The organism is Enterobacter sp. H2G27 (genome assembly GCF_054403075.1).
The window spans coordinates 1,722,433-1,742,564 of sequence record NZ_JBSVSI010000001.1 but is presented as its reverse complement, the minus strand read 5'-3'; the positions used below and the strand labels follow the sequence as shown (position 1 = coordinate 1,742,564).

The following is a 20,132-nucleotide window of genomic DNA, read 5'->3' as shown; positions in this document are numbered from 1 at the left end:
CACCAGAGTGAGATATGCGTAAATCTGTTGTGTTGTTACTGGGAACGTTTGGTCTTTTTTCTGGATTCTCACATGCGGATGATGGCGGTGATGACACCATTAGCGCGAAAGAGCTCAAGACGCTTTTTTTCAATCATGACGACCGCACGCGCGTCACCGATCCGACCCAGGCGCCCTGGGATGCTATAGGTCAACTGGAAACCGCCAGCGGTAACTTATGTACTGCGACGTTGATCACCCCTCAGCTTGCCCTGACGGCAGGCCACTGTCTGTTAACGCCGCCAAACGGCAAGCCGGATAAAGCGGTGGCCTTGCGGTTTGTGTCGCAAAAAGGGACCTGGCGCTATGAAATCCACGGTATTGAAGGCCGTGTCGATCCGTCTCTCGGCAAACGCCTGAAGCCGGATGGTGACGGCTGGATCGTGCCACCGGCGGCCGCCTCATGGGACTTTGGCCTGATCGTTTTACGCTACCCCCCTTCCGGCATTACGCCGCTGCCGTTATTTGACGGCGACAAAGACGCACTCACCGCTGCCCTGAAAGCCGCTGACCGAAAGGTGACGCAGTCCGGCTATCCTGTCGACCATCTGGATACGCTTTACACCCACACCGACTGTATTGTGACGGGCTGGGCGCAAAACAGCGTACTTTCGCACCAGTGCGATACGTTGCCGGGTGACAGTGGCTCACCGCTAATGCTGAAAACAGATAACGGCTGGCAGTTGATTGGCGTGCAGAGCTCTGCACCGGCGGCGAAAGATCGCTGGCGCGCAGATAACCGGGCCTTGTCCGTGACCGGTTTTCGCGACAAGCTGGAAGCGCTGGCACAGCAATAAATCAGCATCGTCTGACCTGATGCAGTGCCCTGATTGACTCAATCGGCATCGGCTGGCTGAACCAAAAACCCTGCAGTTGATCGCAGCCAGCCAGCCGCAGCAGTTTCATTTGCTTCTCGGTTTCCACCCCTTCGGCGACCACCGCCATCCCCAGCGCGTTGGCGATCCGCACCGTGCCGCTCACCAGCGCGGCTGCCTGTTCATCGTTGTCCACCAGCCCGGCCAGGGATTTATCGATCTTGATGGTGTCGAAGTTAAAACGCCGCAAATAGCCAATGCTGGAATAGCCGGTGCCAAAGTCATCCAGCGCCACCGCGGTACCCAGCGCTTTAAGATTGGCTATTGCCATGCGGGCACGATCCGGATTTTCCAGCACATAGCTCTCCGTTACCTCAAGCTGCAGCCGGTGGGCCGGGAAACGGGTACTCTCCAGCACGCTGGCCACTTTGTCTTCGAAGGCGGGATCGCGAAATTGCGCGGGAGAGATATTAACGGAAAGCTTTAAGTCACCGTATGGCTGGAGATCCTGACAGGCGCGCTGCAACACAAACTGGCCCAGTTTGTAAATCAGACCGCTGGTCTCCGCGATGGCGATGAAGGTATCCGGGCCCAGCGGCCCTTCCGGGCGACGCGGCCAGCGGACCAACGCTTCGACGCTGCTCATTGTCTGAGTGCGGGCGTCAACGATCGGCTGATACCAGACCTCAAACTCATCGCGCTCCAGACCGCTACGGATCTGATTTTCAATCGCCAGCTTGCGTTCCCGGACGCTGTTCAGCTCCGCATCGTAGTGGGTAATCCGCCCTTTCCCACTCATTTTGGCGTGATACATGGCAATATCGGCGCGGCGAAACAGTTCTGAGCTGGTGCATTCAATCAGAGTTCCGCTGGCGATACCGATGCTGGCCCCGATATGGATCGTGCGTTCCCCCAGCTGAACCGGGGTGGCGAGGTAATCCAGCACCGAAACGGCAAACGCGGTGGCTCGGGCCTCTGCATCATCACCGCCGATTGTCATGGCAAACTCATCCCCGCCCATGCGGGCCAGCATCCCGCCCGGCGGCACCCGTTCACTCAGCGTTTTCGCAATCGCCACGATGAGATCGTCCCCCACGCTGTGGCCGTAGATATCATTCACATCTTTAAAACCATCCAGATCGATAAACACCACGCTTTTGACGTCGATATCTCCGCGTAAGCTCACCCGATCCAGCGCCTCGATAAGCGCTCGCCGGTTCGGCAGATGGCTTAACCAGTCCGTTCTGGCCACCAGACGTGCCTGGCTTTGTGCTCGCGCAAGCTTGTACAGCCCCACGCTGCTCACCAGAATAAAGAGCAGGATCAGAGCCGATGCCAGCACAACAATCTGCGTGATATCAGAGGATGCCGCCCGGGCGGCCTGCGCCCCCGGAAGCCGCGCCTGCCAGTTCAGATAGCCCAGCAGCTCCCCAGCCGAACTGCGCAGCGGCATACTCATCTCGTTAACTTTATCTGGCGTAAAGTGAAGGTTATCGATCTGAAAGGTCGCCCCCAGGTCGGATAAGATTCTGGCGTTCAGATGACGGGTGATCACCAGATAGCGGCGCGTTCCGTCGGTAACCTGTAATCTTCCGACCATTGGGCGAATCAGCCCAATGCCCACAAAGGCGACGCCGCTTCGCGTTTTGCTGATCCCGGCATAGATATTTTTATCGCCTGATAAGGCGCGCGCGTGCTGAGCAATAAGGGCTTTCAGCCCCTTACCGAAAAAATCGAGATTCGTCTCCTGAAAAGGCTGACTTTTAAACGATCCCCAGAGGACGTTGAAATGTTCATCCAGCACGAAGGTGCCGTCATAGAGGTTATTAATTTTAAAGCCGGTGCCCCAGGTGTCGTAGAGCCAGTCGGTATTAAGCGTGGGACGGTAAGCTTCCCGCACAGCATCGTCCCAGACGGCGTTGTCAAGCACCAGAGATGAGACGCGGTTAACCGATGTCTGAATAGCCCCCTGCACGGAAAGCGCCGTGCGGTGTTCATCAATTTCATTGGTTTTGGTGCTGATAAGATGCAGGGAAAGATAGAGGAGTGCGACGACGGAGATGATTAAGCCGATGCCCGCCATAAAGACCATGGCAAACAACGTTCTCGCATTGGGAATATTGCGCCAGCTTAATGTGCGATACATCAGCCATCCTCTTCATGTTTTGCTTTTCTAAGCGTAATACAGGCAGCGAATTTCGCTGCCTGTAAAGGATGGCTTTATGACCGTCAGGCGAGTTTTATCATGATCATGCCGGCAAGCAGCAAGATGAGCCCCATCCAGCCCTTGTTGTTTAAACGCTGGCCGAAGAGCACCCAGCCTGCGGCCAGCGTGGCGGCGATACCAAAACCGCCCCACAGCGCATAGGCCACCGACAGATCGATCCCTTTTACCGCCTGGGACAGGGCGCTGAATGCCCCCAGAACCGCGGCAATCGACATCAGGCCGTACAGTTTACGGCGAAAACCATCCGAGAATTTCAGCAGAACGTTCGCCAGGATTTCCAGCACGATGGCGAGCCCCAGCCAGGCCGCATGAACCCACTCAAACTGTTGCATGGTTCTGCTCCTTCTGCTGTTTGCCAGGCTTACGGGTACCCGATTTAATCAGCACAATACCCGCGACCAGCGTCGTTAAACCGGTGACCTTCATTGTTGTTAATGTTTCGTCAAATATCAGCACGCTGAACAGCGTAATCAACAAAATACCGATCCCCTCCCACAGGGCATACGCGACGCCCAGCGCAATTTTTTTCACTGCAAACGAGAGGAAAATATAAGACAGTGAAATCATCACCAGCATCAAAATAAAACCGGTGTTGCCATCGCTGACGCTTGCCCACTTCATAGACAGCGTGCCGGTAATTTCAGCGATAATAGCCAGCGCTAATAAAATCCAGTAAAACATGTTTTTCTCCTGCTTGAGAATATAATCCATCGTGGCCCGCTGCGTGCAGCAAACCCAAAAATACGAATTGAAATCAGACAGCTAAGCGCTTAGCGCCAGCTCAGGCAGAAGAAATGACTATAGTGCGGTGCGCCAGTGTTGCTCACCAGAAAGCAGGCAGAAAGAAGTGGAGTATACAGCAGTATTGTTTGAAGAGTACGTCCTGAACATATTGTCCATAAAATTACAATTATCCGCGTTGTTGCTTCTCGTCTTTGCGGATGAAAATTGTCCTCGGTAGTTAAACACACCGAATTTGTACCATAAGCCAGGATTTTACTCAAAGTCTTTGCAATTCTTTACCCACTCCGTTTGATTTTGGTTAGTTTATTGCAAAGCCTTTCACCTTTATTATAAATATAAAGAAAATTTCGGAGTCACCATGGCTAAACCCATCATTACCCTGAACGGGTTAAAAATTGTCATCATGCTGGGCATGCTGGTGATCATATTGACAGGCGTGCGCTTCGCCGCCGACATTATTGTGCCCTTTATTCTGGCCCTGTTTATTGCGGTGATCCTCAACCCGCTGGTGCAGCGCATGACGCGGCTACGCATTCCGCGCGTGCTGGCCATCACGCTGCTTATCAGCATCATTATTGTGGCGATGGTACTGCTGGTGGCTTATCTGGGTACCTCGCTCAATGAACTGGCGCGAACGCTGCCAAAATACCGCTCTTCGCTGGCTATCCCCCTGCTGCAGCTAGAACCCTGGCTGCAGCGGGCGGGTATCGAAGTCTCGGTGGAAGAACTGCTGAAATATATCGACCCCAACGCGGCGATGACGATCGTCACCAGCCTGCTGGCGCAGCTTTCCAATGCCATGACCTCCATTTTTCTGCTGTTTTTAACGGTGGTGTTCATGCTGCTGGAGGTGCCGCAGCTGCCAGCAAAGCTGCAGCAAATGATGGTCCGTCCGGTCGAAGGAATGGGGGCGATTCAACGCGCACTGGACAGCGTTTCCCGCTATCTGGTACTGAAAACCGCCATTAGCCTGGTGACGGGCGTTGTCGTCTGGTTGATGCTTCTGGCGCTGGACGTTCGCTTTGCGTTTGTCTGGGGGTTGCTGGCGTTTGCGCTCAACTACATTCCCAACATTGGCTCCGTGCTGGCGGCGATCCCCCCTATCCTCCAGGTGCTGGTTTTCAGCGGGCTTTATGACGCGCTGATCCTGCTTGCCGGATACCTGGTCATCAATCTTGTGTTCGGTAACATTCTTGAGCCACGCATGATGGGTCGTGGCCTGGGGCTCTCCACGCTGGTGGTCTTTTTGTCCCTGATTTTCTGGGGCTGGCTGCTCGGGCCCGTTGGGATGCTGCTCTCCGTCCCGCTAACCATCATCGTCAAGATTGGTCTGGAACAGACGGCCGGCGGGCAAAGTATCGCCGTGCTGCTGAGCGATATGAGCCATAAATAGCGCTCAGTCCTCCATCGACAGGAGGGGCTTGCGGGTCCTTCCACCTTCACGATAAGCGCTGAGCGCCCTCTGCCAATCCGCCAGCGGGTATACCGTAACGTCGCTGTACTCACTGCCGGGCAACATCCGCCAGATGCGCTCGAACTCCGCGCGCCACGCCTCAACGCCGAGCGCATCCAGACCGTTTCGGATATGGAACCACGCCACGCGCGGCGCAGGCCGCCGCTGTGTGAAGGCTTGCCCGGAGAGCAGCCCGTAGCAGACAAACATGCCCTGCTCGTGCATCACGCTGAGGATCGCTTCCGCAAGCGGTCCGCCGGTGGCATCGTAGACGATATCGCTACGGGCGGCGACGATGCCGATTCTGTTTGCGTCATGCTGCGCGACAGGCGTGATGCCCATCGCTTCCAGCCGTTCAGCATGCACGGCAGAACGGTGAATGCCATACACCGCTTCAGCCCCCGCCTGACGCGCCCACTGCCCCAGCAGAATGGCGCAATCCGATCCGGCAGCCGTGAGCAAGACCCGCTTTCCACGAGGCGGGTAGCGGGTCAGCATCATCTGCGCCGCCAGCGGGTTGATATAGGCCCGCGCGGCCAGCTGTGCGTCGACGGTGTCCGGAACGGGTATCGCATACTCTGCCGGGCAATCAACATAGCGCTGCCAGGTTCCCTGACCGCGCAGCGGCAGGACGCGCTGACCCACCAGATGCTTAAACGAGGCGGGCGCCTCGATGACAACCCCAACACCTTCATACCCCGCGATCGCCGGTAACGGGGTTCGGTGGCGATAGGCGCCGGTGATGGGAATAAGATCGGACGCGTTCACCGGAGAAAACAGCATCCGCACGCGGAGCTGTCCCGGCGCAAGCGCGCCCGGGGGCGTGGTTTCAGGTTGCAGAACGGTTTCTGGCTCGCCAAAACGGCGATACCAGAGGGCCAGATTTTCCATTACGATCTCAAGGCTGATAGCGGAACTACTCGCGCCAGCCCATTGCCGGTGCGACATGCTTGAGAATAGACTCAATCACGTGCGCATTATAATCCACACCCAGCTGGTTCGGTACGGTCAGTAAGAGCGTATCGGCTTCGGCAATTGCCTCGTCTTTTTTCAGCTGTTCAACCAGCTTGTCCGGCTCCGCGGCATAGCTGCGCCCGAAGATGGCGCGCGTTTTCTCATCGAGGTAACCCACGCTATCGCTGTCGTTGCGGCTGGCACCGAAATACATCCGGTCACGGTCGTCCATCAGCGCAAAAATACTGCGGCTGACCGACACCCGCGGCTCGCGCGTATGCCCTGCGTCTTTCCAGGCCTGACGGTACGCGCGGATCTGTTTTGCCTGCTGAATATGGAACGGCTCACCGGTTTCATCGTCCTTCAGGGTTGAACTTTGCAGGTTCATGCCCAGTTTTGCCGCCCACACGGCCGTCGCATTGGAACCGGCGCCCCACCAGATACGCTCGCGCAGCCCTTCAGAATACGGCTCCAGGCGCAGCAGCCCCGGCGGATTAGGGAACATTGGCTGTGGGTTCGGTTTGGCAAACCCTTCCCCACGCAGCACCTCAAGCAGCACCTCGGTATGACGGCGCGCCATGTCCGACTCGTTTTCCCCTTCCTGCGGGACATAGCCGAAATGACGCCAGCCATCAATAACCTGCTCCGGGGAGCCGCGGCTGATGCCGAGCTGCAGGCGACCGCCGGAAATCAAATCCGCCGCGCCCGCATCCTCGGCCATGTACATCGGGTTTTCGTAACGCATGTCGATCACGCCGGTGCCGATTTCGATGGTTTTCGTTTTTGCGCCAATAGCGGCCAGCAGAGGGAACGGCGAGCTAAGCTGTCGGGCGAAGTGGTGCACGCGGAAATAGGCGCCGTCTGCCCCCAGTTCCTCAGCCGCCACTGCTAAATCAATAGACTGCAGCAGCGTGTCTGCCGCCGAGCGCGTGCCCGACTGTGGCGAAGGCGTCCAGTGACCAAAGGATAAAAATCCGATCTTTTTCATAACCATTTTTCCTGATAATACGTTGCGTTCTGTCCACTTTACGCATTACCCGATAAGAATAAATGCCGTTTATTTAACGGAAAGCATCAAATAAATTGACAGAATAGCGTGGTTCTTCATTCCGCCCCATAATGGGATATAATCTTCCCCACTCTTTTCATGGCAGGTAAAACCGGCAATGGCTTTGATCCCCAAAAACTACGCGCGGCTGGAAAGCGGCTATCGCGAAAAAGCATTAAAAATCTATCCATGGGTGTGTGGACGCTGCTCGCGCGAGTTTGTCTATTCCAATCTTCGCGAACTCACGGTTCACCATATCGATCACGACCATACCAACAACCCGGAAGATGGCAGCAACTGGGAGCTGTTGTGCCTGTTTTGCCACGATCACGAGCATTCGAAATACACCGAAGCGGATCGGTACGGCACCACCGTGGTCGCCGGGGAAGACGCGCAAAAAGACGTGGGCGTCGCCACGTTTAACCCGTTTGCCGATTTAAAGGCGATGATGGATAAGAAGAAGTAATCCTCTCGCCCCCTCGCTCACATCGTGATCCACGAATTTAGAATGTCCAGGTGATAGCGGCGGTTGCAGACCCCTCATTGCGCCGCATCACTATCGGGCTGTCATTTGCATGGTCGCCAAGCCAGGTATAGTCCGCGCTCAGGACCGTCCCCCAGTGGGCATCAAACTGATGGCTCCAGGTCAGGCTGGTGTCGACGCCGTAAAATCCACCCGGCGCAGCATAGCGGCGATAGCCGGTGCGGCGGCTCTGCTGCTCGCTGACCCCATACCAGGTATTCAGATAACGGCTGTCGCCAAACAGGGCCGCAGACTGTAAGGCGATCGTGTCCTGGTTATTTTGTACCGGGATCAGCGTAACGGAGGCCTGATAGCTTGCCCCCTGGCTGTCGGTTAACGGCAGCGTCGTTTTGCCTTCCATACTCAGCCATGGCGCGGCCTGCCAGCCGACGGCAAGGCCGGTATTCAGGGTGGCATCAATGTCCCCCATTCCTTTCAGATTGTTTGCGCCCTCACGCCAGCCAGAATTTTTATCAGCCCTTCCGAAGTCGTAGCCCAGCGTGTGTTCGAAATACCAGCCGCTGTCGTTTTGCAGGTCATACCCCACCCCTTTTTGCGCATCAACGAAGAAAGCGCCTTTGCGTCCCTGCAGCACAGGAACCACCTGCCACACCTGCTTGTCTGAGCCTGAGTAACGCGGGGCGTATTGCCCTCCCAGCCCGACGGTTAGGGAATCGGAAGCGGTGCCATCATCCGCCTGCACGCCGGAAGTCACGACCATCAGAAGCGGGACGGACATATACAGGACTTTATTTATCGCTATCATACTGCTCTCCATACGGACGCTGGCGCCTCCTGATACGGGGGCGGCCACACAATGTTGGCGCAGTATGATTTGGCTGAATCAATGAATCGTCGGGATAGTGTTAAGAAATGGTCAAGGTGAACGGATGTTGTCCAGAAGAGTGCTTATTATTGAAGATGACGCCGATGCGGCCGGCGTGCTCGAAGCCTATTTACGGCGGGAAAATTACGACGTGACCATTACCGGGGACGGTCATTCCGGGCTGGATATAGCACAGCGGTGGAAGCCAGACCTCATTCTGCTGGACGTGATGCTGCCGGGGCTTAACGGCACCGAAGTGCTGGCTGGCCTGCGTCGTAAAAGCGATGTGCCGGTGATTATGGTCACGGCCATGGGGGATACTCCCGATCGCATTGGCGCCCTGCGGTACGGTGCCGATGATTACGTTGTGAAGCCTTATCATCCGGGCGAAGTGGTGGCTCGGGTGCAGGCGGTGCTGCGGCGCAGCAGTAAAAAAGAGGCTGACGAAGAGATCCTCCGCTGGCAAACGCTGGCGGTGGATGTCGCCGCCATTGTGGCGAGCGTAGACAACGGCGACGACGCGCCCGTGATGCTCGATCTTACGCCAACGGAATTCTCGCTTCTGGCAACGCTGCTGCGCTCTCCCGCACGCCCCTTTTCCCGTCAGTACCTGCTGGAACACTGTCTGCCGGAAAGCGAGGCGCTGGAGCGCGTGGTGGACACCCATATTTATAACCTGCGTAAAAAACTCGAAGCGGCGGGCATCTCCGGCGTGCTGATCAACGTTCGCGGCGTGGGTTACAGGTTCAGACAGCCATGATAAAAAACCGGCACTCCTCTCTGTGGCGCTGGATTTGCGCGCGCATCCTGGCTCTGGCTATCGGCAGCGTGATCGTCATTGCCACCTGCATGTGGCTGCGCTATGCGGTCCAGAACTACTGGATCATGGGCAGGATGCCACCGGCGGTCCGCCAGGAATTCCTGACTCTCAGCCAGAACCCACAGGCCGATCCGGCCCGCTTCCACAGCATTGTGGATACCTGGTGGGGGCTGAGTTATTCCACGCCATCCATCGCCTCTGCGGACTGGGTTACGGTGGCCCTGCTGGTGCTGGTGATGATCCCGTTTATCGTGGTGATGGGGCTCAAACACGCCCGGCCGCTGGCGCTGCAGTTCAGCCGTCTTCGCGATGCCGCCAAAGATGTAGCCGACGGGCAGTTTGGCCGTCAGGCTGAACTCGTCAAGGATGCGCCAGCGGAAATGGTCAGCTTTGCAAACGACTTTAACTCCATGACGGGGCAACTCGCCCGCTATGAAAAAGAGCTCCGCGCCTCGCACGTCGCGATGGCGCACGAGCTGCGCTCGCCCCTGACGGCCGCCATTGGTCGTCTGCAGGGCATGTTGGACGGCGTGTTTGATGCCAGCCCGGCACAGCTGGGCATGGTGATGAAACAGCTCCAGCACCTCAATCGTCTCACCGATGAGCTCCATCTTCTCTCGCTCGCCGACGCGGGTAACCTTGTGCTGGAGAACCAGCCGTTCTGTCTGGATGAGCTGATTCAGGAGCGGGCGGCCTGGATCATGCCGCAGGCCGAAGCGCATCATTTTACGATTACGCTGCGTAACCCGCGTACGTGCCCGTTCAGAGGCGATGCGTTCCGCATGGGGCAGGTTGTTACCATCCTCATGGAAAATGCACTACGCTACGGGCGCGAGGGCGGACATCTTGAGGTGACGCTGCGTTACGCCAGCGGGCGTTACATCCTCGAATTCACCGATGACGGGCCGGGCGTTTCGCCCCAGTTTTTACCGGAAATGTTTAAACGCTTTAGCCGCGAGGAGCAGTCCCGCGCGCGGCATTCTGGCGGCAGCGGCCTCGGATTGTCCATCGCCCGGGCAATTTGCCAGGCGCATGGGGGTGAGATTAGCGCGTCATTATCCGAAACGGGCGGCCTCGCCGTACGCATCGTATTGCCCTGGCACCCGTCCGGTAATGAAAATATCCACTCTTGATAAAGCCTTGACAGAACGTCGAATCTTTCTCGACGTAGCGCGCATTTAATAACGCCATTCCCTTTATGGAGCGGCGTTATGTCAGACGAATTTTTTCTCTCCCTCCGCCACTGCCTGCATCATTTGTACGGCGTGGCGCGCACCCTTTCCTGGCTGCATTTTCTTCCCCTGGCCCTGCTTGCGCTGGCGATTTTTCCGCTGACCGGCTGCGGTGATAAACACGAAAATAAGCCCGACCCTGCGCGAGCGGTACGCTACGTCGTCGTCGGGACCGCCCAGACCCTTCCCGCGCTGGAAAGAACCGGTGAGATCCATGCCCACGATGAAACGACCCTGAGCTTTCGTACCGGAGGCCGGGTACTGACGCGCAGCGTTGATATTGGCGACCGGGTCACTGCCGGACAGCTGCTGGCCACGCTTGATAATACGACCGGGCAAAACCAGCTCGACAGCGCCGCGGCCGACTATGAAGGCGCCAAAGCCTCTGCCCAGGTCGCCGCGCTTAACGTTAGTCGAATGCAAAAGCTCATGCCAACGGGTGCGATAGCCCGCACGCAGCTCGACAGCGCCCGGGCTGACTGGCTTGTCGCCCGCGCGCGCTTAAAAAGCAGCGAGGCCGCGTGGCGAAATGCTCGCGAAAGCCTCGGCTGGACGCGCCTGATCGCGCCACAAGCGGGCGTCATCACTGCCGTGAGCGCCTCAGCGGGGCAGGTTGTCAGCGACGGCCAGTCCGTGCTGACGCTGGCGACCGGGGAAGGTCGCGACGTGGCGTTTGATATTGCTACTCCGGATGCGATCCCGCCTCTGGATAAGACAGAATTGCGGGTTTCCCTCCTCAGCGACCCGTCGGTACAGGCGTCTGCCGTGCTGCGGGATATTACCCCGCAGGCCGATCCTCAGACCCGCACGTGGCGCGTCAGAGCCACCCTGCAAAACCCGCCGGAGGCTATGGCGCTGGGCGCCAGCGTCACCGTTACGTTGCCATCGTCATCCCCGCACGGGTACACCCTTCCCGCGTCGGCGCTGACCCGCGTCGGCGACAAACCGGCCGTTTTTGTCATTACCCCGCGGTCGCAGGCGCAGCTGCGCGCGGTAGTGCCCGCGAGCTATACGGCCTCCTCCGTCATGATTGCCTCCGGCCTTGAGCCCGGCGACAGGGTGATTACGGCGGGCGTGAGCACATTACGATCCGGCGAGCCGGTGGTGCCAGGGGAGGTTCAGCCATGAGTACCGGAGCGGAAGCCAAATTTAACCTCTCCGCCTGGGCGCTTAAGAACCAGCAGATGGTCAGCTTTTTCATGCTGCTGGTGATTGCGATGGGCGTGTTCTGCTATGAGAAGCTGCCGCGTAACGAAGATCCGGCATTCACCATTAAAACGGCCGTCGTCTCCGCGCAGTGGCCGGGAGCCTCCGTGACGGATACCACCCGCCTGCTGACCGATACGCTTGAAAAAAAGCTGCAGGAAACGCCCTGGCTGGACTATCTCGAAAGTGAAACCCGGGCCGGACGCACCGTTATCCACGTCAACCTCCGTGACGATACGCCCCCGCAACGCGTGCCCGATATCTGGTATCAGGTTCGCAAAAAAATGCAGGACATCGCGCCGTCCCTGCCTGACGGGGTGCAGGGCCCTGCCGTGGACGACGAGTTTGACGACACGTTCGGCACTATTTATGCCTTTATTCCCGACGGTTTTACCCTGCGGGAGGTGCGGGATCGCGCAGAGACAATACGTCGCGAGCTCATGTCCCTGCCGGATATGGGTAAGACCACCCTGCTGGGCGAACAGCAGGAGCAGTGGGTCCTCGCCTTTTCTCCGGCACGTCTGGCCGGTATGGGGCTCGATATTCAGGAAGTTGCCGACGCCCTCCGGGCGCAAAACGCGGTTGTCCCGGCTGGCGTTATGCGAACCGGGCAGGAGAACATGGCGATAAAGGTCAGCGGAGCGCTCACCACCGAAGAGAGCTTACGCGCCGTCACGCTGTACGTTAACAATCGCTATATTCCGCTGACCGATATTGCCACCGTCACCCGCGAAATCGCCGAGCCACCGGCTCCGGCCTACCGGGTGAACGGCAAGCCGGCTATCGGGCTGGCGGTGTCGATGGCGCCAACGGGCAACATGCTGCGTTTCGGCGCTGCGCTGAACGCAAAAATGGCGGCCCTCAGCGCCGGGCTGCCGCACGGTATCGAGATGGTAAAAGTCGCCGATCAGTCCGCGGTGGTGAGTGACGCGGTAAGCGGGTTTATCCGGGTGCTTATCGAAGCCGTTGTTATCGTGCTGGCGGTTTCATTTGTCTCGCTGGGTTTACGGGCCGGACTGGTGGTGGCGACGGCCATTCCGCTGGTGCTCGCCATGACGTTTGCCGGCATGATGCTCGCAGGTATTGGCCTTCAGCGTATCTCGCTCGGGGCGCTGATCATTGCCCTGGGCCTGCTGGTGGATGACGCCATGATCGCCGTCGAAACGATGGTCTCCCGGCTGGAGGCGGGGGATTCCCGTCGACACGCGGCCACCTGTGCATTCAAAACGACGGCCTTCCCGATGCTAACCGGGACTCTGGTGATGATTGCCGGTTTTATTCCCGTTGGTTTTGCGGCCTCCAGCGCCGGTGAATACTGTTTTTCCCTCTTTGCGGTAGTGCTCATTGCCCTGCTCTGCTCCTGGGTTGTCGCGATCCTGTTTTCGCCGCTAACGGGCACGTGGCTGCTGCCGGAAACAGTCAGACATCACGCGGCAGGACCCGGAAGGATCGCGCGCGGGTACGGACGGCTTTTACGCCTGGCATTGCGTCACCGAGTCGCTACCGTGCTGCTCGCCCTTTCCGCGCTGGGGCTGTCAGCGTACGGCACGACGTTTATGCAGGGCGAGTTTTTCCCCGCCTCGGACCGGCCCGAGCTGCTGGTCAGCCTGACGCTTCCGGCCAACGCCTCCCAGCCGGAAACCCTCAGAGAGGTGGAAAAGCTGGAAAAAGCGCTGGCCGGCAACGGCAATATCGATCGCTTTTCGACGTACGTTGGCTCAGGCGCCATCCGTTTTTACCTGCCGATGGACGTGCTGCTGGAAAATGAAAATATCGCCCAGATGGTTGTGGTCGCGAAGGATCTTGCGGCGCGGGATCGTCTGCACGCACAGCTCAACACGATCCTGGCGACGCAGTTTAGCGACATCATCACCCGCGTGTCGCCCCTTGAGCTGGGGCCTCCCGTCGGCTGGCCCATCAAATACCGGGTGAGCGGACCGGATTATCTGCAGGTCCGGGCGTTTGCGAACCGTCTCACGGACGCGATTGGCCGCTCCCCGTTCTCACGCGACGTTAACCAGACGGCCGGAGAGCCTGAAAGCGTCATCACCCTTAAGGTGAATCAGACGGCGGCCAGGGCGGCGGGAATATCGTCCGAAAGCCTCGCCCGCACGCTGAATACCGTCTGGTCCGGCAGCGTTGTTACGTCCATCAGAGATAATGACCGCCTTGTCGACGTGGTGCTGCGGGCCGAGGACAGCGCGCGCCACAGCACCGTCACCCTCTCCTCGCTCACGATTCAGGGGAATGGCGGTAAAAAAATTCCGCTCAGCGCCGTCGCGACGCCGGTCTGGGGCGTGGACGATCCGGTCATCTGGCGCCGCCAGCGCGTGCCCTTTATCACGGTGCAAACCGACCTTGCCCCGGGGCTGAAGGCTGAAGCGGTATCCGCCGCGCTGCGTCCGACGGTGGATAAACTGCGCGCGAGCCTGCCGGCAGGTTACAGCATTGAAGAAGGCGGCGCGGTCGCCGAATCGGATAAGGGGAACAGCTCCGTCTTTACCGTTCTTCCGGTGACGCTGGTCATCATGCTGTTGCTGCTGATGCTTCAGCTGCGGCGATATTCCCGGATGCTGCTGGCCCTTCTGATGGCCCCGTTTGGTTTACCGGGGATCGTGCTGGCTATGCTGCCCGGCGGCACGCCGATGGGGTTTGTCGCGCTGCTGGGCGTCATCGCTCTGGCGGGGATGATCGCGCGTAACGCGGTGATATTGATTAGCGAGGTTGACAGCAATCTTGCTCAGGGGATGACAAGCGATGCCGCGATTATGGCGGCGGCGGAGCACCGGGCCAGACCCATCTGTCTGACCGCCTGCGCCGCCATTCTGGGCATGATCCCCATTTCTCACCAGGTCTTCTGGGGCCCAATGGCCTATGCCATTATCGGCGGGCTGCTGGTCGCGACGCTGGTGACGCTGACCGTGTTACCCGCGTCGTTTAGCCTGCTGTTACAGCGGGGAGCTCAGCGCAACGCCGCAGAAGACTGACTGCGCTGAGGCTCCACCGTTTCCCGGCAGATTACGCGGCGGTCAGCGCAAAACGGTCTTTCAGGACATGGCGGATTTCCTCCTCCGCCAGCTGCCGCGTTTCAGTGCCGTTCGCCGTGATGGTTTTCAGCACATCCCCCAGCAAAATCTGGCGTCCCTCCGGGCTGTGCTGCACCACCACCCGCTTCTGCACAAAGATGGCATCCGGGTGCGTGGAGTTAAGATAGTTGGCCGGAACGAAATCAATCCATTCCTGAGGGGTGAGATCAAAGCCGTACTGCCGGGCCCACTCTCCCTCAACCTTCGCCTCAAGCAAATACTCACCCTCCGCGCTGCGGCTCAGTCGGAACGTGTCGAAATCCTGTACGATCTCAACATCAAGCGTGTCCAGCGCCATCGGCGCACGAATACCGTAGCTGCCGAAACCGAGGTCGCAAAGCCACTGTCGGCTATCTACCTCAGCAACGATCGCCATGTGGGTTTTCGGCCGCCGCGCGGGGTAGAACATCGGGCGCGCCGCCACGAAGCGGTAAGGGATCCCTAACGCCTCCAGCGCCATGGCAAAAAGCCCGTTTACCTCATAGCAGTAGCCGCCGCGCCCCTGCGTTAACACCTTATCGGCGATATCGTCTGGCGCAAGCGAGACAACTTTGCCCGCCTGTACGTCCAGATTTTCAAAGGGAACGGAAAAGAGCTGATGGCGCATGAGTGCATGCAGGGTGACCGTATCGGCACCCGCCGGTCCGGTATAGTTTATGCGTTTGAAATAGGTGGAAATGTTGAAGTTATCGCTTTGCATAATGCCTCCTTGTCCTGAACATGCCGGACACTATAGATGGCGCGCATCATTGGCTGTATAGTCAGTTTTATCGAAAATTAGCCTGAACAGTTCCCCATGTCTGCCCCGTCCCGGTCCTCTCCTCACTATCGCCGTATTGCGGATATGCTGCGTTTTACCATTACGTCCGGCGCGCTGCGCGCCGGTGACAGGATGATCTCCGCGCGCAAACTGGCCGAACGCGAGCGCGTTAGCCTTCCGACGGCGCTGGAGGCCCTCCGCTGCCTTGAGGCTGAGGGGCTGATCGTTGCGCGCCCGCGTTCAGGCTATTACATCCGTCAGACCAGCCAGCCTCCGCGCGCGGAGCCCGCGCGTTCCTCGCCGGGCCCGGTCCCCGTCACCATGTCCGCCGTGGCCCGGTCGCTGTTCAGCAGTGCAGAAGCCCGGCTGATCCCGCTGGGCGCCGCCCTGCCCGATCCCGCGTGGCTGCCGGGAGATGCGCTGCAGCGGGCGTTGCACTCTGCGGGCCGTCGTCTGGACGCGCATGGACAGAGCTACAGCCTGCCTCCGGGAAGGCGGGATTTGCGAAGCAAGATTGCCGCGCGCTCTGCGCAGTGGGGAGCCCGGTTCGGCGCGGACGATCTCATTATTACCGCAGGCGCGACGCAGGCGCTGCGCCTGGCACTTCGGGCCGTGTGCCAGCCGGGTGATGTCGTGGCGATTGAGCAGCCAGCCTACTTTGGTACGCTCCTGCTGCTGGAGGATTTAGGCCTGAAGGCTTTAGCGATCCCCACCGACCCTGTAGAAGGCCTGCTGCTGGAACCGCTGGCGGACGCTATTCGCTGCCACCGCCCCGCGGCCGTTCTGGCCTCGCCCACGGTGCAAAATCCTTTGGGTGCCAGCATGCCCGTCGCGCGCAAGCAGGAACTGGTTGCCCTGCTTGAAGAGGCTGAAATTCCTTTAATTGAGGACGATGTTTACGGTGATCTGGTCGGCGAGGGGCAACGCCCTCCGGCCTGCAAGGCGTTCGACCTGAGCGGGAATGTGATCTACTGCAGTTCCCTGTCTAAAACGCTTGCGCCCGGATGGCGAATCGGCTGGATCGCCGCCGGACGCTACTCCCCGCAGGTCTTACAGGCCCGCATGGCCGGAGAATGGGCTGGCGCCCCGCTGCTGGAAGCGGCGACGAGCGATGTTCTGGCGAGCGGCGACTACGATCGCCATCTGCGGCGGCTGAAGCGCCGGATCTCAGAGGGCGTTCGCGCCGTCGTGGCGCAGGTCAAGGCGAGCTTTCCGCCCGGTACGCGCGTTAACGTACCCGCTGCCGGTTTCCTGCTGTGGGTTGAACTGCCTCAGCGGGTCAACGCGCTGGAGGTGCATCGTCGCGCGCTGGCGCTGGGCATTGGCGTCAGCCCTGGCCCCCTGTTTTCACCTGCCGCAGAACTCACGCACTTTCTGCGGCTAAACTGCGCAAACGAACCCACGCCCCGCCTGCTGAACGCCGTAGAACAGATTGGAGCGCTGTGTCACGAGCTGGCCGCCCGGCAGGGATAATTTCACAGATTGAGGATTGATCGTTCTTTAACGACTGCTTCAGGATTGGCACTTTTTACCGCTGCCAGAAAAGCCGTGAAGTTGTGATTCCAGAGGGTGAGATTGTTATAAAACTGTACTTGCTTTTCATTAGCACCATCACGGTAAATAACAATCCAGACCCGTCTGCTATTTATTTCGGTATTTCCCGGCCCGATTTTAATGATGTTAGCCAGCGCAATCTTACGGGTGGCGTTTTTTTTAACTTCATATAAAAACAGGTCATCATAAAACCAGGTTTTACCTGCATTCCCGCCAAATATTGAGGGGTTGGCAGATATCTTTTTCATCCCGTTACAGTCTGAAATGATGCGTTTTGCCTGGCGAATGCGTCTGACAAAAAAGCTTAACAGAATGAAAAGCGCAATGAGGGGCAGCGCGACTGATATAATTTTTAAACTCTCGTGCATCCCTCTGCCCCACCATACCTTTTTTATTAACGCGTGAGTATAACGCGCCGATCGTTGATGACAACAACCCTTACGGTCAGGGAATAATCCGCGCGGCTCTCAACTGCGCGAACAGGCGGAAAAACATCTCATCGGTCGCCTGCATTTGCGTAAAACCCGCCCTGCGCAGCTTGCTCCCGTCACCGAACATGTCGTAATCCCAGCTAAAGACAAAATCGGCAAACCGCCCGTCGCTCAGCTGCAGAATATCCGCTTCCACCAGCCGCTCTTCGGCAAGCTCGCGCCATACGCCGCGATAGTCGTTAAACAGCTGATGAAATGACAGCCTCACCGGCGGCGCAGAGTCCAGTTCAAACCAGCGTGCGATGCGCGGCCACAGCTCGCTCCAGCGCCAGATATCGCCATTGTTTACGTTGAACGCCTGATTCTGTGCCGCAGGTGACGCGGCGGCCCACACCGTGGCCTCGGCCAGCAGCCCGGCCTCGGTATGGTCAACGATGCTGTGCCATGCCTGTTCCGAACCGGGAAAACGCAGCGGTAACCCCAGCGCCTTGCACAGGGAGGCGTACAGGGCGATGCTCAGCGCAAGGTTCATGGCATTACCCGGTACCGCGCTCCCCACCACGCCCGGCCTGATGGCATTCCAGTGCCAGCGTTTTCCCCGCTGAAACTGGCTGAGCCACGCGAGCTGCGCGGCGTTAAATTCGGCACCCGGTACGTCGGGATCGCTTTCCCGCGCCGGGGTTTTAAACGGCCCCAGATGCGCGCCGTAGACCTTGTACCCCTGCATCAGGCTTATCGTCTGCAAAGGTGCCGCTGTTTCGAGGGTGCTGACCAGATTGCGCAGCATGGTGACGTTCGGCTCAACCATGTCCGTCCAGTTAGCCGCATTCGCCCAGGCGCTGTAAAAGATGTGGGTGACACCGTTCAGGGCGTGCAGCGCCCGTGCGGTATCCTGCGCATCCAGTAAATCGACGTTCACCACGGGAATGCCGTCCGGATGGGTTACCTCGCGGCGACTGAGGCCAATCACCTCCCACTGATGGTGCAGGAGCGTATTGACCAGCTGTCTGCCGACAATGCCGCTGGCCCCCGCGACCAGGGCGACGTTGTGTTGCTGCATCTTATTCATGGTGTTTCTCCGGAAAGGGTGACAGACGCAGTGTGATCTATTATTTTTTCTGGAGATATCCCCTGAAACCGATGGCACTTATAAGCAGAATCATTAAATGAATAATAAGCTCACCGCCATTTCTACCTTTCTACGCGTCGCTGAAGCGGGCTCGTTTTCAGCGGCCGCCCGTCAGACCGGTATTAAGCAGTCCGCCGTCAGTCAACAGATCGCGGCGCTTGAGGATGAACTTGGCGTGGTGCTGCTGCACCGTACGACGCGTACGATGAAGCTGACCGAACAGGGTGAACGTTACCGGCGAGATATGCAGCTTGTGCTGGACGCTATGGGGGAAGCGGAAAGGCGTTTACATCCTGCCGATCATCGCGTTCAGGGACGCGTCCATGTCCAGTTGCCGAGCGGCCTGGGGCAGATCATTTTGCCGCATCTGCTGGCGCTACAGCACCTGCATCCCGAACTGCAGCTGATGATTTCCCTGGATGACCGCCTTGCCGATCTGGTGACGGAGGGCGTGGATGTCGCGATACGGCTGAGCAGCGAGCCTCCGCAGGCGCACGCGGCTCGCGTGCTGGCGCGTATTGAAGCCGCGCTGTTTGCCGCTCCCGGTTCTCAGGCGGTACACACCGTCAGCGAACTGACCACGCTGCCACACGTACGGTTCAGCGGTATTCCGCTGGATGCCCCCCTGCGCCTGATTTCTGACGAGGAAACGGTCGAGGTCAACGTGAATACCGTTTTCCGTGCCAACACCAGCGACGCGCTGCTGCAGGCGCTGGAATCCGGCATGGGTATCGGCGGCATGCAGCGACCGCTCGTGGCCAGGGCGCTGCAGGCGGGCACGCTGGTACCGGTGCTGCCCAACTGGCGGTTATCCGATCGCTTCCTCTATGCCGTTTATCCTGATGCCCGCTTTATTCCGCAGCGCGTCAGAAAGGTCGTCAGCGTGATTGAGCAGTTACTGCCTGAAATACTAAAGAAATGCTGATGATTCCCCCCGTAAATTACGTGCATTTTTCAACCGCCAGGAATAGAGTATTTTTACCGTATCCCCTTTTTCTGGAGCACTTATGCCGGAGTACTTTTTTTTCCAAAAAGGCCCAAACCTCATAGCAATCGAAAGCGCAAACACCGATGCGGCTGAACAGCTCATCGCCCAGGGGTTCGAAAAACAGTTCGAGGAGATCGGCGCCGCGGATGAAAAAGAGGCGCTTACCCGCCTTGCCGATATCCGTAAAAATAACGAGATCGATCGCCATAACTTCCTGGCCGGTGCGGGCGAAATGCCGCTGATCGGCGCGCTGGCGGCTGCGGCAACCTGGTTGATTCAAAAGAAATAACGCAACGA

20 protein-coding genes are annotated in these 20,132 nt (G+C 58.6%); 10 read left to right on the top strand and 10 right to left on the bottom strand.

From position 1 onward, the window contains the following. Positions 1 to 14 precede the first annotated feature (14 nt). Entirely contained in the window at positions 15 to 836 is an 822-nt protein-coding gene (locus ACW9E7_RS08315) for a trypsin-like serine peptidase (RefSeq protein WP_127730589.1), read from the top strand. Position 837: 1 nt separating this feature from the next. On the opposite strand, the gene ACW9E7_RS08310 is transcribed toward ACW9E7_RS08315, so the two are convergent. The 4 genes from ACW9E7_RS08310 to ACW9E7_RS08295 form a co-directional block, all read right to left on the bottom strand. Continuing rightward, positions 838 to 3,000 (bottom strand): bifunctional diguanylate cyclase/phosphodiesterase, encoded by a 2,163-nt coding sequence (locus ACW9E7_RS08310; RefSeq protein ID WP_458727561.1) that lies wholly within the window; start codon positions 2,998 to 3,000, stop codon positions 838 to 840. 83 nt (positions 3,001 to 3,083) lie between these two features. Further along, on the bottom strand, positions 3,084 to 3,413 hold the full coding sequence (gene mdtI / locus ACW9E7_RS08305) for a multidrug/spermidine efflux SMR transporter subunit MdtI (RefSeq protein WP_024909144.1): 330 nt from the start codon (positions 3,411 to 3,413) through the stop codon (positions 3,084 to 3,086). Continuing rightward, positions 3,400 to 3,762, bottom strand: coding sequence for a multidrug/spermidine efflux SMR transporter subunit MdtJ (mdtJ, locus tag ACW9E7_RS08300; RefSeq protein WP_458727560.1), 363 nt, complete (start codon positions 3,760 to 3,762; stop codon positions 3,400 to 3,402). Before mdtJ ends, mdtI begins: the two co-directional genes overlap by 14 nt. A gap of 117 nt (positions 3,763 to 3,879) precedes the next feature. Beyond that, positions 3,880 to 4,050 (bottom strand): protein YdgV, encoded by a 171-nt coding sequence (locus ACW9E7_RS08295; RefSeq protein WP_085930315.1) that lies wholly within the window; start codon positions 4,048 to 4,050, stop codon positions 3,880 to 3,882. 133 nt (positions 4,051 to 4,183) lie between these two features. On the opposite strand from ACW9E7_RS08295, the gene ACW9E7_RS08290 reads away from it, so the two are divergent. Then, positions 4,184 to 5,218, top strand: a complete 1,035-nt coding sequence (locus tag ACW9E7_RS08290) for an AI-2E family transporter (protein ID WP_111965717.1) — start codon at positions 4,184 to 4,186, stop codon at positions 5,216 to 5,218. 3 nt (positions 5,219 to 5,221) lie between these two features. On the opposite strand, the gene ACW9E7_RS08285 is transcribed toward ACW9E7_RS08290, so the two are convergent. Together ACW9E7_RS08285 and ACW9E7_RS08280 are read right to left on the bottom strand one after the other, a co-directional pair. Further along, the gene (locus tag ACW9E7_RS08285; RefSeq protein WP_458727559.1) at positions 5,222 to 6,169 is read right to left on the bottom strand and encodes a zinc-dependent alcohol dehydrogenase family protein; all 948 of its coding nucleotides are present in this window, start codon (positions 6,167 to 6,169) and stop codon (positions 5,222 to 5,224) included. Positions 6,170 to 6,194: 25 nt separating this feature from the next. Continuing rightward, positions 6,195 to 7,220, bottom strand: coding sequence for an LLM class flavin-dependent oxidoreductase (locus ACW9E7_RS08280; protein ID WP_008500518.1), 1,026 nt, complete (start codon positions 7,218 to 7,220; stop codon positions 6,195 to 6,197). Positions 7,221 to 7,398: 178 nt separating this feature from the next. Here ACW9E7_RS08280 and yajD point away from each other — a divergent pair, with 178 nt between their 5' ends. After that, complete coding sequence (gene yajD, locus ACW9E7_RS08275) at positions 7,399 to 7,746, top strand: HNH nuclease YajD (RefSeq protein ID WP_023617218.1); 348 nt, start codon at positions 7,399 to 7,401, stop codon at positions 7,744 to 7,746. 37 nt (positions 7,747 to 7,783) lie between these two features. On the opposite strand, the gene ACW9E7_RS08270 is transcribed toward yajD, so the two are convergent. Then, positions 7,784 to 8,569, bottom strand: coding sequence for a MipA/OmpV family protein (locus tag ACW9E7_RS08270; RefSeq protein ID WP_458727558.1), 786 nt, complete (start codon positions 8,567 to 8,569; stop codon positions 7,784 to 7,786). 124 nt (positions 8,570 to 8,693) lie between these two features. Between ACW9E7_RS08270 and ACW9E7_RS08265 the strand changes: the two genes are divergently transcribed. The 4 genes from ACW9E7_RS08265 (at position 8,694) to ACW9E7_RS08250 (ending at position 14,874) form a co-directional block, all read left to right on the top strand. Continuing rightward, positions 8,694 to 9,389, top strand: coding sequence for a response regulator (locus ACW9E7_RS08265; protein ID WP_458727557.1), 696 nt, complete (start codon positions 8,694 to 8,696; stop codon positions 9,387 to 9,389). Next, a complete protein-coding gene (locus tag ACW9E7_RS08260) occupies positions 9,386 to 10,582 on the top strand; it encodes a sensor histidine kinase (protein ID WP_458727556.1) in 1,197 nt (398 codons plus the stop codon). The genes ACW9E7_RS08265 and ACW9E7_RS08260 overlap by 4 nt, the downstream gene beginning before the upstream one ends. 78 nt (positions 10,583 to 10,660) lie before the next feature. After that, on the top strand, positions 10,661 to 11,809 hold the full coding sequence (locus tag ACW9E7_RS08255) for an efflux RND transporter periplasmic adaptor subunit (RefSeq protein WP_458727555.1): 1,149 nt from the start codon (positions 10,661 to 10,663) through the stop codon (positions 11,807 to 11,809). After that, a complete protein-coding gene (locus ACW9E7_RS08250; RefSeq protein WP_458727554.1) occupies positions 11,806 to 14,874 on the top strand; it encodes an efflux RND transporter permease subunit in 3,069 nt (1,022 codons plus the stop codon). Before ACW9E7_RS08255 ends, ACW9E7_RS08250 begins: the two co-directional genes overlap by 4 nt. A 31-nt stretch (positions 14,875 to 14,905) precedes the next feature. On the opposite strand, the gene ACW9E7_RS08245 is transcribed toward ACW9E7_RS08250, so the two are convergent. Further along, positions 14,906 to 15,673 (bottom strand): arylamine N-acetyltransferase family protein, encoded by a 768-nt coding sequence (locus tag ACW9E7_RS08245; protein ID WP_134866417.1) that lies wholly within the window; start codon positions 15,671 to 15,673, stop codon positions 14,906 to 14,908. A 96-nt stretch (positions 15,674 to 15,769) separates the two neighbouring features. Here ACW9E7_RS08245 and ACW9E7_RS08240 point away from each other — a divergent pair, with 96 nt between their 5' ends. After that, positions 15,770 to 17,206, top strand: a complete 1,437-nt coding sequence (locus ACW9E7_RS08240; protein ID WP_047174619.1) for an aminotransferase-like domain-containing protein — start codon at positions 15,770 to 15,772, stop codon at positions 17,204 to 17,206. 2 nt (positions 17,207 to 17,208) lie between these two features. Here the strand turns inward: ACW9E7_RS08240 and ACW9E7_RS08235 are convergent, their stop codons facing one another. Both ACW9E7_RS08235 and ACW9E7_RS08230 read right to left on the bottom strand, forming a co-directional pair. Then, positions 17,209 to 17,655: a hypothetical protein gene (locus ACW9E7_RS08235; RefSeq protein WP_045356940.1), complete on the bottom strand. Its 447-nt coding sequence runs from the start codon at positions 17,653 to 17,655 to the stop codon at positions 17,209 to 17,211. Between the two features lie 76 nt (positions 17,656 to 17,731). Next, on the bottom strand, positions 17,732 to 18,787 hold the full coding sequence (locus tag ACW9E7_RS08230) for an SDR family oxidoreductase (protein WP_458727553.1): 1,056 nt from the start codon (positions 18,785 to 18,787) through the stop codon (positions 17,732 to 17,734). A 97-nt stretch (positions 18,788 to 18,884) separates the two neighbouring features. Here ACW9E7_RS08230 and ACW9E7_RS08225 point away from each other — a divergent pair, with 97 nt between their 5' ends. Both ACW9E7_RS08225 and ACW9E7_RS08220 read left to right on the top strand, forming a co-directional pair. Continuing rightward, the gene (locus tag ACW9E7_RS08225; RefSeq protein WP_458727552.1) at positions 18,885 to 19,772 is read left to right on the top strand and encodes a LysR family transcriptional regulator; all 888 of its coding nucleotides are present in this window, start codon (positions 18,885 to 18,887) and stop codon (positions 19,770 to 19,772) included. 82 nt (positions 19,773 to 19,854) lie between these two features. Next, positions 19,855 to 20,124 carry a hypothetical protein gene (locus ACW9E7_RS08220; protein ID WP_458727551.1) on the top strand — a complete coding sequence of 90 codons (270 nt, stop codon included), beginning with the start codon at positions 19,855 to 19,857 and terminating at the stop codon, positions 20,122 to 20,124. Positions 20,125 to 20,132 lie beyond the last annotated feature (8 nt).